We start from the raw sequence: 17,641 nt of genomic DNA, 5'->3' as shown, positions 1-17,641 counted from the left end.
CTATGACCATTTTTCACTATATCGTTGCCTTCACAGTGAGGACAACGTATTTCTTTGTAATGTCTCATATACATATAACAAAGAATCAACCTAAATCATCCATTACCCAATTTCGTATATTCGTGTTGACTCTCCATAATTGATAAATTTTGTATGTCGAAATTCAAATTTAATCAATTTCATGGAGAGTCATTTTTTTGTCATATACTTAGTATAAGTATACAAACTTTTTTCAGGTATAGATCCAAGTCACACTTGTAGCTTTAGACTTGAACCTATTTCAGTTTTTATAAAAAAGCCTTAAATACTCATTTAAGAATATGCTCTTACAAAACAGCTCGCATCACTTCAAAAATTGTCAAGTTTTCCAATAGATAAAACCATTTATCAAAAATAAGCTCTAAATCACTTTCTTCCAATATGAATACCGAGGTTAATTTACTTTCGCTTTTACTATTTGTTGGCAATTTTTTTTTTGATATCCCATTGTATCTATAATTAATAATAGTAAGAAAAAATGATAGGGCTTTTTTCAAGGGTGAACGATATAATTAGAATAGCAAATCTGGTATTTCTGATAAATACCCCTGGAAATTCACAAACTATGAACTTCAAAAATTAGACATTCCCAATGTGAGTTGATTCTGACCAAAATGACATCCATATTCATCGATTTTTAATTCGTGAGCAAAAGCTCCACTTGCTCCTTCAACAAGAAAAGGAGCTACAAGACAGTTATCTTGTTCATTATTAATAACAAATTGGATGGAATAGAGTGGTAGTAGTTGTAGTACTGTTATTGATTCGGATGTTTTTTTGGTAATAAGACATAATATTCCTTATGCAGATTGCTGTATGCATTGGTTTTGAGGTCTTTTAGAATGGAATGCAGTGGAAGTTTCAACTTTGCTTACTTTTTGAAGAATGATATGTAGTTTCAATAACATAAAAAGAAAGAGGTCATTTCTAAAATGAAAGATCTTTTTGAGATGTAGTCGCTTCTGATAACGTTTTATTTTCAGACGCTTTCTATATGATTTATGTTTGCGATAAAAACTGTACACATCAGGCATATCTGAGGCCCAGCAAATTTGACAACGGTTTGCATAAAGACGATAAGGTCTCTTTCTTTTATATTTTTTGAATATGGATTTTTTCTTATTGCGACCACCTATTAATTTTTTTCTGGCTAAAGCCAAGTGATGTGCATAGTGTGCTTTGTATTTTTCACCTCCTATTGAATTTCTTTTAAGTTCACGGCATACAGTGGAATGAGCAACACAAAGTTTTTTAGCAATCTTACGACGGCTAAACTTCAGAATATTAAAGGTAAATTCTATGTATTCTCTATCTTGAATTGTGAGATTCATCCCACTTTTGAATTAGTGTTACTATAATGTCATTCGAAATTTATACTGCAACAGTTCTGTTTTATCTCTTATTTAAATTTATTTTAACTTTTGGAGGTAAAGTTAAGTACTAGGACTGAAGATACTGAAGAAATAGGTTAACATATTGTGCACCACGCCTGTAAGCCTTGGGCTTATAGGGAGCTATCTCATTTTCCAACTTTCATTATCATCTTGACATACCTTAAAGATTTACAGCCTTTAAGTACAAAGTCAAAAATAAATCATAGTTAATTCTAATTTATTTTTGGGAGTACAACGCTAAAAAACGTATTAATTAGTGGTTTTATTAAAAGTTTTTTGAAGGAAGTAAACGCAAAGCAATAAATAGAATTAGTATGAGATAATTTTGAATTTGTACTTATAACCATTAAAACACGGATAATAAAAATATTACATTCACAAGTTGACAAATGAGTTATCTTCCCAAAAGCCCATAATTTCAATTATGGGTCTACGAAATACTCGATTTCATTTATTCTAATAATACCCTCAGTATTTCGGACTGTCTAAGTGAACTTGATAATTGGCATCTATAGCAAATCAAAAAGATTTACTTGACTTCTTTTAAAAAAGTTTTGAACTAATGAACCGATACGGTGAAGCAGTCTGAAAAAGTATTGACTTCTTTGATAATACTCCATACATAAGACCCACAGGTTCCAAAACACAAATTCAAAAGATTTATCGTACCCAAAACACTTATTACTTTATTACTGTATATCAATGCATTAGCGATTACACAAGCAAAATATTCAGACAATAATTTGTGTAAAAATTTTACTCATACTTAATTTACATTCATTAAACCGATAAAGCGGTCACAGGGTTCTAAATGTGACTGACGTGGCGAAGCCGTATTAAATTCAAATTACTTTTATTTTTCAACTGAATGCTAGAAGCATTAATAACTTCAAAAACTCGATTAAAACTTCTGCTGAAATTTTTTCTTAATCCTAACAATACAGCTTATCTAAGAGGGTTAGCTATAGAACTTTCAGAATCTACAAACTCCATTAGGGTAGAATTAAACCGTTTGGAAAAAGCAAATATGTTAGATTCCTCATTCAGGGGAAACAAAAAATTTTTCAGAGTTAATACCTCCCATCCATTATTCAATGATTTAAATTCTTTAGTTCAAAAGTATGTAGGACTAGACATCATTATTGAAAATGTACTAAAAAAACTAGGGAGCATCGAAGAAGTTTATCTTATAGGTGAGATAGCAAAAGGTACTAACAGTAGCACAATTGAGTTACTAATAAAAGGGAATTTTGACCATATCTACTTAAATAAACTTATTAATAAAGTAGAAAGTACTTTAGCCCGTAAAGTAAAATATGCTGAATTAACAGAAACAAGTTCTAATAAAATCCCACCAAATGCTCTTAAAATTTTTGAGCATAAGTGTAAATAAAATGAAAGAAATTAAAAATATTTGTTGCATTGGTGCTGGCTACGTAGGAGGACCTACTATGGCTGTAATTGCTCTAAAAAACCCACATATTAAAGTTAATATTGTTGATATTAATAAAGAACGAATAGATGACTGGAATGATGAGGATCTAGATTTATTGCCAATTTACGAGCCTGGATTAGCTGAAGTAGTTGCTCAAACAAGAAATAAAAATTTATTCTTTTCCACTGATGTCAAAAAAGGTATTCAAGAGGCTGATATGATTTTTATATCTGTCAATACACCTACAAAAACCTATGGAAAGGGTAAAGGACAGGCAGCTGATTTAAAATATATTGAACTATGTGCACGTCAAATTGCTGAGGTCGCTACTGATGATAAAATTGTAGTTGAAAAATCTACTCTTCCTGTTAGAACAGCAGAAGCTTTAAAAAGTATTTTATCAAGCACAGGAAACGGTGTAAACTTTGAAATTCTTTCGAATCCTGAATTCCTTGCAGAAGGTACGGCAATTGATGACTTAATGAACCCTGATCGTGTATTAATTGGTGGTGATGACACACCAACAGGACAAGAAGCGAAAGATTTATTATCCGGAATTTATGAAGCATGGGTTCCTAAAAAACAAGTATTACAAACCAATGTTTGGTCTTCAGAGTTATCAAAACTTACCGCAAATGCATTCTTAGCACAACGTATCTCTTCTATCAACGCAATGTCTGCTTTATGTGAGAAAACAGAAGCTGATGTGGATGAAATTGCTCGAGCTATCGGTATGGATTCTCGTATTGGAGCAAAATTCTTGAAATCATCTGTAGGTTTTGGTGGTTCTTGCTTTCAAAAAGATGTATTAAACTTAGTATATATTGCTAAATCCTATGGTCTAGATGAAGTGGCAGAGTACTGGGATCAAGTAATTAAACTTAATGATTATCAAAAACGTCGTTTTGCTGATAACATTATCAAAAACTCCTATAATACTGTATCCGGTAAGAATATTGCATTTTATGGTTGGGCTTTTAAGAAAGAAACGAATGACACTCGTGAATCGGCTGCAATTTATGTTGCCGATCATTTACTAGATGAGCAAGCTAATATTGTTGTTTACGACCCGAAGGTAACAGCTGAAAGAATTTATGCGGACTTAGAATACTTAAACACACATTCACCTGAAGAAATTAGAGAAAGAGTGAAGGTAGTTAATGATCCATATGAGGCAATAACAGGAGCTCATGCAATTGCTGTACTCACAGAATGGGATGAGTTTATCAATTATGATTGGGAACATATATATAAGTTAGTATTAAAACCTGCTAGTATCTTTGATGGAAGAAATATATTGGAAGTAGGTCATTTGAAAAAAATTGGTTTCTCAATTAAAAATATAGGTAAGTAAATGAAAAAAATTCTTATTACTGGTGCCGCTGGTTTTATAGGTTACCATTTATCAAAAAAATTAAGTGAATATAACTACCAACTTATTGGTATTGATAACATTAATGATTATTACCCAATGTCTCTAAAATTTGACAGATTAAAGGAACTTGGAATAGAATCAGATTTCATTAGATATAATCATAAAGTAATAAGTAATAAACTTGATAATTTTAGTTTTGTTCGTCTTGATATAACAGACGAACACAACCTTATCGAGTTATTTAGGAAAGAAAACTTTAACTATGTTGTCAATTTGGCAGCTCAAGCTGGTGTTAGATACAGTATTGACAATCCTCGTGCATATATCTCTTCAAATATTAGCGGTTTTTTAAATATTCTTGAAGGGTGTAGACATTATCCTGTTGAGCATTTAGTTTATGCGAGTAGCTCAAGCGTATATGGACAAAACACTGAACAACCATTTTCTACTGACCATAGAGTTGATACCCCCGTGAGTCTTTATGCTTCTACTAAACGGTCTAATGAACTAATGGCTCATACATACAACCATCTATATAATATAAATTGCACAGGACTTAGGTTCTTCACAGTTTATGGCCCATGGGGAAGACCAGATATGGCTCCAATGCTTTTTGCTAAAGCCATATTAAATGGAGATTCGATAAAAGTATTTAATAATGGTGAATTAGAGCGAGATTTTACTTATATCGATGATATCATTAACGGAATAGCAAAAGTACTTACCAATAAAAGTCAAAATGGAAATGACCTTTATAACATAGGTTGTGGTAGTCCAACAAAACTAATGGAATTCATTAAAACCATGGAAAAGTATTTAGGAAAAACTGCACTAAAAAAAATGTATCCAATGCAACCTGGCGATGTATATTCCACTTTTGCAGATACTTCAAATCTAGAAAAAAACTTTCACTATAAAGCATCAGTGGATATTGATGAAGGGATTAAAAATTTTGTAGAGTGGTATTTAATGTACAACGCGTAAATAGCGTTAATACAAAATAACATTCTGATAAATAAATTAAAAGTAATATTAATTTAAAAACACGTATTAAATAATACATATTTTGAAAAATGGATAAATTAAAAGTTAAAAAATCAACTTTAAATGGAGTTGTACATATTAGTGGAGCAAAAAATAGTTCACTTAGATTATTAGCAGCCTCAATTTTAACAAATGAAGAAATTCAACTCACAAACTTTCCTAATGGTCTTTTAGATGTTAAAATACATTTAGAAATGCTTTCTGTGTTAGGGAAAAAATATACTACGATAAATGATACAGTTACTATAACTGAAAATTCTTCAAAAAATACTACTCTTGAATGGTCAGAGAGATCTATTCGAAATACTTTATTAGTATTAGGTGCATTAGTTGCAAGATTTGGAAAGGGAAAGGTACCTTTACCTGGTGGATGTAAACTAGGTGAAAGAAAATATGATTTACACGTGATGCTTTTAGAAAAACTTGGTGCAAAAGTTTGGGAAGAAGGTGATTATTTATGTGCTGAAGTTGAAGAAGAGTTAAGTGGAACTGATATATTTTTACCAATTAGATCAACAGGAGCTACCGAAAACGCAATAATAGTGTCTAGTCTTGCAAAAGGAAAAACAACAATTTGGAACCCTCATATAAGACCTGAAATTTTAGACCTTATAAATATGATCTCAAAAATGGGAGGTAAAATTGAAGTAAAAGGTCAAAAATGTATAATAGTAGAAGGCGTTTCAAGACTAAAAGGAGTTAGTCATGAAGTTATACCTGACAATATGGAAGCTCTTACTTGGGCAATAGGAGCTGTAATTACTAAAGGTGACGTTGAAATTAAAAATTTCCCTTTTGAACATTTAGAAGTTCCTTTAATTTTTCTTAAGGAAAGTGGCATGAAGTTCTATAAAGGTGATAACTCATTAATAATTAGAGGAGGTGAAGCATATCCAATTGAAATCAGTACTGGTCCATACCCAGGAATAAATTCTGATATGCAACCTTTGTTTGCAGTTTATGGAGCTTGCTCAAAAGGGAAGTCAAAAATAATTGACTTACGATTCCCTGGAAGATATGGATATGCTGAAGAACTTTCAAAAATGGGAGTTAAGTATAATATCAATGGGGATTTATTAGAAATAGACGGCGGAAATGTTTTCAAAGGAAGTCAAGTTAAAGCTTTAGATTTAAGAGCAGGAATAGCATTACTCCTTGCTGGTCTAGTAAGTGATGGAGAAACTATTATTAGTGATGCTTGGCAAATAGAAAGAGGGTATGAAAATTTAATTGACAAATTAAAAAGTTTAGGTGTTGATATCAATAGAGTATAATAATGAAAATACATCAGAATATTTCTCTAAAGGATCATAACTATTGGAAAATAGGTGGGGAAGCAAAATATTTTTGTGAACCTACCTCATTAGAAGATATTATTAAAGCAATAACTTTTGCTACTGCACATTCAATTCCTTTTATAGTTATCGGAAGAGGTTCAAATCTTTTATTTGATTCCAATGGTGTTAATGGTCTTATTATCAAAATTGGAGAAGCTTTTTCTAATTTTGAATTTTCAGCAAATAAATTGATTTGTCAAGCAGGTGCTTGGGTACCTGGTTTAGCAAGGAATAGTGTTTTCAAAAACTTATCAGGATTAGAACACACCATTGGTATACCATGTACTGTTGGTGGATTAGTACATATGAATGGTGGCAGTTTAAGGAAGAATATTGGAGAAAACATTGAAAAAGTAATAGTATTAAACACTGATGATCTTACTGTTAATACTTTATATAACAAAGATTGTCAGTTTCAATACAGAAGTAGTATCTTTCTTAAGAAAAAAAACCTTATAATTCTAGAAATCCATATCCTACTTCAACCGATAATTTCTTCAAAAGAAAAACATGAAGAAATGCTTGGAATATTAAAAAATAGGTCAGCAAAATTCCCACGAAAACAGCCTAATTGCGGATCTGTTTTTTTAAGTAGTCCTGATCTATATCAAGCTCATGGTGCTCCTGGTGCAATTATTGAAGATCTTGGTTTAAAAGGTATATCAATAGGTGGTGCAAGGGTTTCTAAGAAACATGCAAACTTCATTATTAATGAAGGTGATGCATCATCAAGTGATGTAATAAATCTTATAAAATACATTGCTAAAACAGCAAAAGAAAGAAAACAAATAACACTTAAAAGTGAAGTTCTATACATATCTCCTGAAGGAGATAAAATATGTATTACTAATCTATAAACTAGAATCAAATTGGACAAAAAAAGAAGTAATTTCATTTACTCATTTTTATTTAACCCAAGTTATCGTTTATTACTTAACTATAGAATAAGTAAAAAACTTTACGACAGTAAATTCATAATTTTTAAGTTAGTTGCTTTTTATCTAAAAAATCAACTATACCTCAAAAGAAGTTGTCAAATATCTCTAAACGCAACTCTTGAAGAAGGTGTTTTTTTTCCTCATCCAATAAATATTGTAATTGGAGACAATACTATTGTAGGTAAAAATACTACTATTTGGCAAGGAGTTACATTGGGGAGTCACGGCCATAACGCACAAAAAAAGTCTTACCCAATAATAGGTGAAAATGTAAAAATTTTTGCTGGAGCAAAAATCATTGGAAATATAAAAATTGGAGATGGTGCATTAATTGGAGCCAATGCTGTAGTTTTAAAAGATGTACCAGCATTTCATACCGCTGTTGGAGTTCCCGCTAGAATATTCAAAAATAAATAAATGTCATCAATATTAAAAGACACTCTTTCCATAGGTGGTAGCAAAATTATTATAATAATATCAGGATTACTACAGATAAGTATTACCGCTCATCTTTTAGGTCCTGAAATAAATGGAATAATAGCTACTTTGATCCTTTACCCAACAATATTTATGTCTATTGGGTCTATTGGGATAAGGCAGTCTACAACTTACTGTCTAGGAAAGAAGTTATTCTCATTAGAAAAAATAAAAACATCGATTACTCAAATTTGGTTTTTCTCTACTATTTTTTCTCTATTGCTATGTTTCATTCTTATGTATTTTTTTAATACTCATAAAAACTCTCAATTAATTATTTTAGCAATATCTCCTATTCCATTTGCCTTATTCAACACATATAATTCTGGAATTTTTTTAGGACAAAACAATATAAAATCATTCAATCAAATTAACTGGCTACCTCCAGTAATTCAAGTGATCTGTATATCAATTTTAATATATTTCTTCCAAATAGGTGTTCAATCTGTTCTGATAGGTATATTAATTGGTCATGTCATAACATCATTTTTACTTATAAAAAAGAATAATTTTGCTGAATCACTTTCATTAAAAATTCACTGGGATGTTATAAAAAAACTAACATCACTAGGTATTATTTATGCTGTATCATTGTTAGCGATATCATTAAACTATAAAATGGATATAATACTTTTAGAACATTATTCTAATAGTTTTCAATTAGGATTGTATTCAAAGGGAGTATCAATTACAGAATATTTATGGCAAATACCTATGTTTTTAAGTACTGTTATATTTTCTAGAAGTGCTACTTCAAAAGACAATGAAAAGTTTTCGCAAGAAGTAATATTTTTATTACATATTTCTTTAATCTTTGTTGGAATTTCTTCAATCATCATTTACTTTTTAGCACCTATTATCATAGAATTTATGTTTGGTAAGACTTTCTTTGGAAGTATTTCAGTACTTAGATATCTATTACCAGGAGTTTTTTTATTAACTATATTTAAAGTATTAAATATGGATTTAGCTGGAAGAGGGAAACCAAATATTGCACTTTATGCGATGATTCCAGCACTAATAATTAACATAATCCTTAACATCAAATTAATACCTACATTAGGTGCCAATGGAGCCTCAATAGCTTCTACTATTAGTTATTCATTTAGTGCTTTGTTATTTATTTTACAATACTCTAAATATACTAAAATTAAGAAAAGGTCTATTTTAAATTTCAAAAGCTCAAAAAAGAAATTAAGAAAATTCATAATTAACCATAAAAAAAATATACACTTAAAGTGAGTAATTATATATTTTAAAAATACTTACTTTTTTAAATGGTAATTGTTAATATAAAATATTTCAATTTCATAAAAAAACATTTATTATAACTATGTCAATTAATCAAGAAAACATGGAAAATAATATATTAGTTATAGTTCTAACCTTATCAAATGGAGTTGGAGGACATTACTATTCTATTAGTGCTTTAATGAATAGTTCTATCAAAAAAAAATATAACTTTTCAATTGTAAATATCGGAATCAATGATTCAAAGATTTTAAAAGATATAAATTGCTCATCTTATGATTATTTAAAAATCGAAAAAATCAATGATACTTTAGAGCTTTTAAAAGAAATAAAAAAGATTGTTAGAAGACAAAAAATAGATATAATACATTGCTTTAATGAACAAATCTATTGGTTAAGTGTAATGTCAGGTGTAAGAAGAAATATTCTCACGAAATGTGGAGGACAAAATGTAAAACATTTCCCAAAGGTTGAAAATTTAATTTTATTTAGTAATGAAAATTTATCTTATTACAAAAAGCTTTCTTCATCACAAAACTATTTTCTAATTCCTAATAGAGTACTTCCATTTCAAAATGATAACAAAAGAATTGAAAGACTAAAATCTTTAATTGGCTACCAAAAAGAAGACATTATCTTATTAAAGATTGCTAGAATCACTAAATTTTACAAAAAAAGTATTAACGAATCTATAAAAATTACAAACTCTCTCAATGAAAATAATATAAAAGCAAAGCTAATCCTGATTGGTTCAGAAGTTGATTCAGACATTATCGACACAAGCTTATTACAGAATAATGTACATTTTATTTTTTCTGATGACGAGTTTACTCATAACGCGAAAGAAATTATTGACATTTGTGATATATATATTGGTACAGGAAGAGGTATAATGGAAGCATCAAGTAAAAATAAAATAATTCTTGGCAGCACTAGTGAATCTAATTTACCAGTTTTAGTTAATGAAGATACTTTACCCACATTTATGGAGTATAACTTCTCTGAACGAGTTCCAATTAAAATTGAAGAAGAAGCTATATCTAAACAAATAATATCCGCTTTATTTGATAAAAAAAACAACTCAAAGGTATGGTTCGACAAATACTTTGACATCGAAAAAGTTGTCGATGTATATGATAATATCTATTCTAATCTAGTTCCTACTATCAATAAGTTTAATATTAAGTTATTGAAAAATTTTTTACACTTTATATATCAAATAAATAAATGTATATAAAAAAACTTATTTATTTCATTTTTTTTGGAACTATTCTTTATTTTGAAGCTTTAAGTATTAGTGGAGTCAAAATTTCTTTACTATGGAAATTTATTCTTATTATAATTCCATTTACTCACTTATTCTTCAGTAGCAAAAAGAAGATTGATAGAATCACCTATATTTATTTATTATTTTCACTTAGTGTTATCATTAATACAGATGTGTTTTATCATCCATTTGATTCTATTAGTGACTTTTTTAAGCTTTTACCCTTTGTTTTAGCATACCATTATGGTAAAATTTTATCAACAAATAACTTATTAAAAATTATATATAATGTCTCTCAGTTTGTTCTTTTATCAACAATACCTTTTCAACTTAATTTAATTAAACCATTGAATTCGGGTTACGATCTAAGCATTTACGGTATTGACAAAGAGGGTTTTATTGGAATTTTTCAAAATCCCCATTCTGCATCCATTACCTTAGCTATTAGCCTTTCCGTATATATAGTTATAGGACAGAATTTTTCAAAATCTAAAGTCTCATATTTGCTTTTGATTGCCTTTGGAAGTTTTTCTCTTTATTTAACTTATGTAAGAACAGGGTGGGCTATTTTTATTATTTTCATTTCAGTTTATAACTATAAAAAAATAAAATTAAAGAGTCTTCCAGCGTTAACATTATTATTATTCATTCTGATGTATTCTTATAATTATATAAAAGAAAATGATAAAACATTACAATACCGTGTTTCTGATACTACAATATACAACAACAATAGTTCAAATAATCTAGGTTCGGGAAGAGTCAGATTTTTCATAGCTGGTTTAGAAGTTTTCTATGAAAGTTCATTTTTTGAGAAAATATGGGGAATTGGAAATGATATTCATGAACGTATGAAACCTAAAACAAATCTATCTATAAGAACCCATAATGGCTACTCTGATGTTTTGTTAATGTGCGGAATCATTGGTTTTTCACTATTTTTGATCTTTCATTGGCATTATTTGATTATGATATTGAAGACAGATTCATTCAAATTCCTTAATCTTGCAATGTTCAGTTCATATATAATTTTAAACCTATCACAGGGCGGTAATTTTTTTATTTTTGATATATTGCAAGGTTTTATCTTAGCATTTTCTAATCATGAAGAATACAAAAGGAGAATTCGTATTTAATTTTTACAGATTATCTCACAAACTATACAATAAAAGATGGTCTAATTCACATCCAATAAGAATTCTTTACAAAATAATTGTACAATATATACTTTGTATTGACATCCCTGACAGTACTATGATTGGAGATAACTTTCAAATCTATCATGGATTTGGTATTGTAATTAATGAGAAAGCAGTAATTGGAAGAAATGTCACTATAAGGCAAAATACAACTATTGGAAATTCTAAAGAAGGGTCTCCTTCTCCTAAAATTGGAAATAATGTGAATATAGGTGCGAACTGTATAATTATTGGAGATATTAAAGTTGGGAACAATGTAATTATTGGTGCCGGCTCAGTTGTAACCAAAAATGTCCCTGAAAATACTATTATCGTTGGGAACCCCGCAAAAATCATAAAACATATTAAATAAGAAAGTGAAAGTTATCGTTTTAGCTACATCCAAAAAAACAAGAGGTGGAATTACCTCTGTTGTCAACCTGCACAGTAATACTAAATTATGGTATAATTATAACTGCAAATGGATAGAAACTCATATAGATAGAAATATTTTTTTAAAAATCTTTTTTTTCTTTCGAGCTCTTATCTTATTTATTTTTCACATTAAAACTACTGACATTATTCATGTTCATTTAAGTGGTAAAATTTCGGTTTATAGAAAGTTAATTTTCATTAAATTAGGTAATTTTTTACAAAAAAAAATTATAATTCACTTCCATGCATTTAGTGAAAACTCTAAAATTGATAAAAAATCGGTAAAATTATACAAAAAAGTTTTCAATTATTCAGATACAATTTTAGTACTTTCTGAAAGCTGGAAAAAAAATATTATAAACGATTTAAATATTTGTAAAAAAAAGGTTCAGGTCCTTTACAACCCCTGCATTCCAAATACAGAAATACGTGAAATAGCGAAAGAAAATATAATTTTATATGCAGGCACTCTTAATAAGAGAAAAAACTACTCAACTCTAATCAAAGCTTTTGCTATGATAAATAAAAAATACCCTAATTGGAAATTAGTATTTGCAGGTAATGGGGAATTAAATTCAGCAAACGAACTTGCTCATAAACTAGATGTTGCAAAACAAACATTATTTTTAGGGTGGATAAACGGGCATGTTAAAAATGAATATTTTTCAAAATCAAGAATTTTTTGTTTACCAAGTTTTGCAGAAGGTTTTCCTATGGCTGTCCTAGATGCATTTTCTTATGGTTTACCAGTCATAACAACACCTGTAGGTGGCCTTCCTGATGTTGCAATCCACAATAAAAATATGTTGCTCTTTGACCCAAATGATGTAAATTCGTTAAGTGAACATATAGAACTATTGATCAATAATGAAGATAAAAGAGATCTTTTATCAGAAGAATCTTTTAAGTTATCGAGTTCAACATTTTCATTATCAGAGATAGAAATACAGTTAAACAATATTTACAACCAATGGAGTTATTAAATTTTAATGTATATGACAGGTCGCTAGAGGAGTTACCTATGAATAAGGAAAAATTAATAATAAATACTATTAATCCTCATTCATATATCGTTAGTAAATCAGATTCAAATTTTAATAAAGCACTTAAAAACTCAGATATTTTGTTACCTGATGGTATTGGCATAGTTAAAGCTATGAAACTAGTACATAGAAAAGAAATTGACAAAATCGCTGGAGCTGACTTACATGAGTATTTACTCGAATATGTTAATAGCAATAATGGAACTGTTTTTTACCTTGGTGCTTCTCAGAATACTTTAGAAAAAATTTTTAATAAATATTCAAATATTACTGTTAGATATTATTCACCTCCATACAAGGATAAATTTAGTTTACAAGATCAAAAGATAATGATTGATAAAATAAACCAAATTAAACCAGATGTTTTATTTTTAGGTATGACTGCTCCCAAACAAGAGAAATGGTTAAATGAAAATAAAACCTTTATCGACTTTAAGGTTGCAGCATCTATTGGAGCAGTTTTTGATTTTTACGCAGGTACTGTAAAAAGACCTAGTCCGTTTTGGATAGATTTAGGTCTTGAGTGGTTACCTAGATTATTAAAAGAACCTAAAAGATTATGGAGAAGAAATTTCATTTCTACTCCTTTATTTATATTTGATGTATTTAAAGAAAAACTAAGTAAGAAAAATAAATGAAAAAGGCTTTAATAACTGGCATCACTGGACAAGATGGAGCATACTTAACCGAACTATTACTTGAAAAAGGTTATGAAGTACACGGTATCAAACGTCGCTCATCTTTATTTAATACAGATAGAATAGATCATTTATACCAAGATCCTCATGAAACTAATGTAAGGCTTAAATTACATTATGGTGATCTTACTGATTCTATGAACCTTACTAGAATTATTCAAGAGATTCAGCCTGATGAAATTTACAACTTAGGAGCAATGTCTCACGTACGTGTAAGTTTCGATACTCCTGAATATGTTGGAAACGTAGATGGTTTAGGTACTCTAAGAATCTTAGAAGCCGTTAGACTTTTAGGTTTAACTGAAAAAACTAGAATCTACCAAGCCTCTACCTCAGAATTATACGGTATGGTACAAGAAATACCTCAGAAAGAAACTACTCCTTTTTACCCTCGTTCTCCATACGCTGTAGCTAAAATGTATGGTTACTGGATTACGGTAAATTACCGTGAAGCTTACAATATGTATGCTTGTAATGGTATTTTATTTAACCATGAATCCCCTATTCGTGGAGAAACTTTTGTTACTCGTAAAATTACAAGAGCAGTTTCTAAAATTGCTTTAGGGCTTCAAGATACTTTATATCTTGGCAACCTTAATTCAAAACGTGACTGGGGTCATGCAAAGGATTATGTGAAAGCAATGTGGTTAATCCTTCAACAAGATAAAGCGGAAGATTTTGTTATTGCTACAGGTGTTACGACAACAATCCGTGACTTTGTAAAAATGTCTTTTGCTGAAGTAGGAATCGAATTAGAATTTGAAGGTGAAGGTGTTGATGAAATTGCAAAAATTAAGTCATGTAGCAACCCTGAATATCAAGTTGAAGTTGGACAAGTTGTATTAAAGGTTGATCCTCAATACTTCCGTCCTACTGAAGTGGATCTATTGATTGGTGATCCTACTAAATCTAAAGAAAAATTAGGTTGGGAATTAGAGTATGATTTAGATGGTTTGGTGAAAGATATGATGCAATCTGACTTAAAACTATTTAAGAAAGAGAAATATCTTTTAGAAGGCGGTCATGATATTTTAAATCAATACGAATAGAATTTTATTACATCACAAATCATCAAAAGCCCATGAATTAATTCATGGGCTTTTGATGATTTAATGCTTTTAAGATAATGCAAAAAACATCAAAAATATATGTAGCTGGTCATAGAGGAATGGTCGGTTCAGCAATTGTTAGAAAACTTGAAAGAGAAGGTTTTTCTAATATTATCACTAAAACTTCTTCTGAGTTAAACTTAACAGATCAAGTAGCTGTAAAAACTTTTTTTGAAGAAGAAAAGCCGGAATATGTTTTTTTAGCTGCTGCTAAAGTTGGAGGTATTCTAGCTAATAATATTTATAGAGGTCAATTTCTATATGAAAACTTGATGATTCAAAATAATGTGATTCATCAAAGCTATGTACAAGGAGTTAAGAAATTAATGTTCTTAGGTTCATCTTGCATATACCCAAAATTAGCTCCACAACCTCTAAAAGAGGAATACCTTTTAACTGATACTTTAGAGCAAACAAATGAGCCTTATGCTATTGCCAAAATATCAGGTATTAAAATGTGTGAGGCTTATAGAGATCAATACGGATGTAACTTCATCTCTGCTATGCCAACTAACTTATACGGCTATAATGATAATTATCATCCAAAGAACTCTCATGTTCTTCCAGCCTTATTAAGAAAATTCCATGAAGCTAAGGTAAATAATGAGTCAACAGTAGAAGTTTGGGGTACTGGTTCTCCTCTTAGGGAATTTATGTTTGTAGATGACTTAGCGGAAGCTTGTTTCTACCTTATGCAAAACTATGATGAGAAACAGTTTGTGAATGTAGGAACAGGTGTTGATTTAAGCATTAAAGAGTTAGCAGAAACAATTAAAGAAGTTGTAGGTTTTGAAGGTGAATTGGTTTGGGATAGTACAAAGCCTGATGGCACTCCACGCAAATTAATGGATGTTTCTTTACTTCATAATGCTGGATGGAAACATAAAGTTGACTTGAAAGAAGGTATTGCATTAACTTATCAAGACTTCCAGAAAAATGTTGATGTTTTAGCAGAACGTTAAGATTTAATTTTTATATTAATTCTGTTTCTAAATTCATTATCCCTCATTTCTTAAATATTAAAAAATGAGGGATATTAAATTGTAATATTTCTAGTATAATATGAACTATCAAGCTAAACATTTAAGTAAAAGTTATATTTTAATGAATTCATTGTTTTCAAATCTTCATTTTAATCTTTTGGCTTAATGCTTGCTGAAAATAAACTATACTAAATAAATAAATTATGCTCATATTACTTTTATCCTTGTTAACATCACTAACTGTATCATTAATTGCTGTACCCGAAGTTCGAAAAGTAATTATTAAAAGTCGCCTTTTGGATGAACCTGGAGGACGAAAAATACATACAGGACTTATTCCAGCAATGGGAGGAGTAGGAATATTCTTAGGTTTTGTGCTTTCATTTTGTCTTTGGGGGGAAGACACCTCCTCTTTTAATCTAAATTATTTATTTTTTGGATTAATACTAATGCTATTTATGGGTATTAGAGATGACATGCTTCCATTAAGTCCTAGAAATAAGCTAATTATACAATTTATGGCAACCTTTATTGTTGTTGTACTTGGTGATGTACGAATTAGTTCACTTTACACTTTATTTTCAGGTGTAGAATTACCTCTTTTTATTTCCTATGCAATTTCAATGTTTGTTATTATTGCCTTAACAAACTCATTTAATTTAATTGATGGAATTAATGGTTTATCAGGTAGTATTTCCACATTAATTTCATTTAGCTTAGGAATTTGGTTTTACCTTGTAGACGAAGCAACTCTAGCCTTAGCGATGTTTGCTATGGTAGGTGCATGTCTAGGTTTTCTTTATTACAATTGGGGTAAAGCTCAAATTTTCATGGGTGATGCCGGAGCTTTGTTCTTAGGTTTCTTTATCTCTATTTCCCTAATTATCTTTGTGAATATTGATTTTGCACTAGACGTTTCAAACCCCTATAAAATTGACACTCCGATTAGTATTGCAATCGCTTTATTTATCTATCCTTTTATAGATACTCTAAGAATCTTTACAATAAGAATATTATCAGGTAGATCACCTTTCTCTCCTGACAAAAAACATATTCATCATATATTAATTAGAACAGGTTTAACGCATGCCTCAGCAAGTAGTGTTATCATAATATTCTCTGTTATTTTCATGACTACTGTTATGGCTGTTAGTCCTTTCTTTAATGACTTACTGCTATTGGTAGTGATTCTTTCATCATTATATTTTATTCCACTCCTTTTAAGGATAAGAGTAAGTAATTACAAAGAAAACAATCAAAAAAGTCCTTTTCAATCAAGTACAAAAGAGAAAACTTTCAAGCATAAAATATTTAAAATTGAGAAAACAGGTTAATATCTGACTTCTTCAATTCAATCCTCTATTCTAAAGTTGATTAAACATATTTGGAATAGGGGATTTTTATTAGGGCAAAAATCAGTTTCAATTTACAAGTAAGCGTTCTATCAAATCAAACTGATTAAAATTTTAAGCTTATATATGACTTGGATCCAAATCTATAAAATTAGACTTATAGTTATGTTTAAAATCCCTATTGTGTTTTTATATAAAAGCATTAGCCTTATTTCGGGAGTCTTGGTAAATAGACTCTAGCACTCACTAAAATCAGGATATTTATTCTTTTTGGTGAGTGTTTTTG

General features: G+C 29.6%; 16 protein-coding genes. 15 read left to right on the top strand and 1 reads right to left on the bottom strand.

The genetic code is table 11. The features are described 5' to 3' along the window. Positions 1-839: 839 nt before the first annotated feature. Positions 840-1,370 carry a helix-turn-helix domain-containing protein gene (locus tag HHU12_RS30000; protein WP_169660425.1) on the bottom strand — a complete coding sequence of 177 codons (531 nt, stop codon included), beginning with the start codon at positions 1,368-1,370 and terminating at the stop codon, positions 840-842. Between the two features lie 931 nt (positions 1,371-2,301). On the opposite strand from HHU12_RS30000, the gene HHU12_RS29995 reads away from it, so the two are divergent. The 15 genes from HHU12_RS29995 to HHU12_RS29925 all read left to right on the top strand — a co-directional run bounded on the left by HHU12_RS29995 (position 2,302) and on the right by HHU12_RS29925 (position 17,337). Next, positions 2,302-2,826, top strand: a complete 525-nt coding sequence (locus tag HHU12_RS29995) for an ArsR family transcriptional regulator (RefSeq protein WP_169660424.1) — start codon at positions 2,302-2,304, stop codon at positions 2,824-2,826. Further along, complete coding sequence (locus tag HHU12_RS29990; protein ID WP_240971187.1) at positions 2,792-4,222, top strand: nucleotide sugar dehydrogenase; 1,431 nt, start codon at positions 2,792-2,794, stop codon at positions 4,220-4,222. Before HHU12_RS29995 ends, HHU12_RS29990 begins: the two co-directional genes overlap by 35 nt. Further along, complete coding sequence (locus HHU12_RS29985) at positions 4,223-5,227, top strand: NAD-dependent epimerase/dehydratase family protein (protein WP_169660423.1); 1,005 nt, start codon at positions 4,223-4,225, stop codon at positions 5,225-5,227. Positions 5,228-5,316: 89 nt separating this feature from the next. Then, positions 5,317-6,561, top strand: a complete 1,245-nt coding sequence (gene murA, locus HHU12_RS29980; RefSeq protein WP_169660422.1) for a UDP-N-acetylglucosamine 1-carboxyvinyltransferase — start codon at positions 5,317-5,319, stop codon at positions 6,559-6,561. Positions 6,562-6,563: 2 nt separating this feature from the next. Then, complete coding sequence (murB, locus tag HHU12_RS29975) at positions 6,564-7,481, top strand: UDP-N-acetylmuramate dehydrogenase (protein ID WP_169660421.1); 918 nt, start codon at positions 6,564-6,566, stop codon at positions 7,479-7,481. A 12-nt stretch (positions 7,482-7,493) separates the two neighbouring features. Further along, positions 7,494-7,979, top strand: coding sequence for a serine O-acetyltransferase (locus HHU12_RS29970; protein ID WP_169660420.1), 486 nt, complete (start codon positions 7,494-7,496; stop codon positions 7,977-7,979). After that, on the top strand, positions 7,980-9,281 hold the full coding sequence (locus HHU12_RS29965; RefSeq protein WP_169660419.1) for an oligosaccharide flippase family protein: 1,302 nt from the start codon (positions 7,980-7,982) through the stop codon (positions 9,279-9,281). Positions 9,282-9,393: 112 nt separating this feature from the next. Continuing rightward, a complete protein-coding gene (locus tag HHU12_RS29960) occupies positions 9,394-10,527 on the top strand; it encodes a glycosyltransferase family protein (protein WP_205960031.1) in 1,134 nt (377 codons plus the stop codon). After that, on the top strand, positions 10,518-11,693 hold the full coding sequence (locus HHU12_RS29955) for an O-antigen ligase family protein (protein ID WP_169660417.1): 1,176 nt from the start codon (positions 10,518-10,520) through the stop codon (positions 11,691-11,693). Before HHU12_RS29960 ends, HHU12_RS29955 begins: the two co-directional genes overlap by 10 nt. After that, the gene (locus tag HHU12_RS29950) at positions 11,662-12,108 is read left to right on the top strand and encodes a serine O-acetyltransferase (protein ID WP_169660416.1); all 447 of its coding nucleotides are present in this window, start codon (positions 11,662-11,664) and stop codon (positions 12,106-12,108) included. Before HHU12_RS29955 ends, HHU12_RS29950 begins: the two co-directional genes overlap by 32 nt. Positions 12,109-12,112: 4 nt before the next feature. Beyond that, on the top strand, positions 12,113-13,153 hold the full coding sequence (locus HHU12_RS29945) for a glycosyltransferase family 4 protein (RefSeq protein WP_169660415.1): 1,041 nt from the start codon (positions 12,113-12,115) through the stop codon (positions 13,151-13,153). Beyond that, positions 13,141-13,851, top strand: coding sequence for a WecB/TagA/CpsF family glycosyltransferase (locus HHU12_RS29940; RefSeq protein WP_169660414.1), 711 nt, complete (start codon positions 13,141-13,143; stop codon positions 13,849-13,851). Before HHU12_RS29945 ends, HHU12_RS29940 begins: the two co-directional genes overlap by 13 nt. After that, positions 13,848-14,960, top strand: coding sequence for a GDP-mannose 4,6-dehydratase (gmd, locus tag HHU12_RS29935; protein WP_169660413.1), 1,113 nt, complete (start codon positions 13,848-13,850; stop codon positions 14,958-14,960). The genes HHU12_RS29940 and gmd overlap by 4 nt, the downstream gene beginning before the upstream one ends. 77 nt (positions 14,961-15,037) lie before the next feature. Further along, the gene (gene fcl / locus HHU12_RS29930; protein WP_169660412.1) at positions 15,038-15,982 is read left to right on the top strand and encodes a GDP-L-fucose synthase; all 945 of its coding nucleotides are present in this window, start codon (positions 15,038-15,040) and stop codon (positions 15,980-15,982) included. A gap of 224 nt (positions 15,983-16,206) precedes the next feature. Then, entirely contained in the window at positions 16,207-17,337 is a 1,131-nt protein-coding gene (locus tag HHU12_RS29925) for an MraY family glycosyltransferase (RefSeq protein WP_169660411.1), read from the top strand. Positions 17,338-17,641: the final 304 nt, after the last annotated feature.

It is taken from the genome of Flammeovirga aprica JL-4, assembly GCF_012844305.1.
Taxonomy (GTDB): domain Bacteria; phylum Bacteroidota; class Bacteroidia; order Cytophagales; family Flammeovirgaceae; genus Flammeovirga; species Flammeovirga aprica.
Note: the sequence above shows the minus strand (reverse complement) of the source record. Positions and strands in the feature narration are given on the sequence as shown.

Bases quoted from the DNA above. Each gene is read 5' to 3' on its own strand.
- fcl (WP_169660412.1), top strand. From the start codon at position 15,038: ATGCAAAAAACATCAAAAATATATGTAGCTGGTCATAGAGGAATGGTC.
- HHU12_RS29940 (WP_169660414.1), top strand. From the start codon at position 13,141: ATGGAGTTATTAAATTTTAATGTATATGACAGGTCGCTAGAGGAGTTA.
- HHU12_RS29950 (WP_169660416.1), top strand. From the start codon at position 11,662: ATGAAGAATACAAAAGGAGAATTCGTATTTAATTTTTACAGATTATCT.
- murA (WP_169660422.1), top strand. From the start codon at position 5,317: ATGGATAAATTAAAAGTTAAAAAATCAACTTTAAATGGAGTTGTACAT.
- HHU12_RS29985 (WP_169660423.1), top strand. From the start codon at position 4,223: ATGAAAAAAATTCTTATTACTGGTGCCGCTGGTTTTATAGGTTACCAT.
- murB (WP_169660421.1), top strand. From the start codon at position 6,564: ATGAAAATACATCAGAATATTTCTCTAAAGGATCATAACTATTGGAAA.
- HHU12_RS30000 (WP_169660425.1), bottom strand. From the start codon at position 1,370: ATGAATCTCACAATTCAAGATAGAGAATACATAGAATTTACCTTTAAT.
- HHU12_RS29955 (WP_169660417.1), top strand. From the start codon at position 10,518: ATGTATATAAAAAAACTTATTTATTTCATTTTTTTTGGAACTATTCTT.
- gmd (WP_169660413.1), top strand. From the start codon at position 13,848: ATGAAAAAGGCTTTAATAACTGGCATCACTGGACAAGATGGAGCATAC.
- HHU12_RS29960 (WP_205960031.1), top strand. From the start codon at position 9,394: ATGGAAAATAATATATTAGTTATAGTTCTAACCTTATCAAATGGAGTT.
- HHU12_RS29995 (WP_169660424.1), top strand. From the start codon at position 2,302: ATGCTAGAAGCATTAATAACTTCAAAAACTCGATTAAAACTTCTGCTG.
- HHU12_RS29990 (WP_240971187.1), top strand. From the start codon at position 2,792: ATGCTCTTAAAATTTTTGAGCATAAGTGTAAATAAAATGAAAGAAATT.
- HHU12_RS29965 (WP_169660419.1), top strand. From the start codon at position 7,980: ATGTCATCAATATTAAAAGACACTCTTTCCATAGGTGGTAGCAAAATT.
- HHU12_RS29925 (WP_169660411.1), top strand. From the start codon at position 16,207: ATGCTCATATTACTTTTATCCTTGTTAACATCACTAACTGTATCATTA.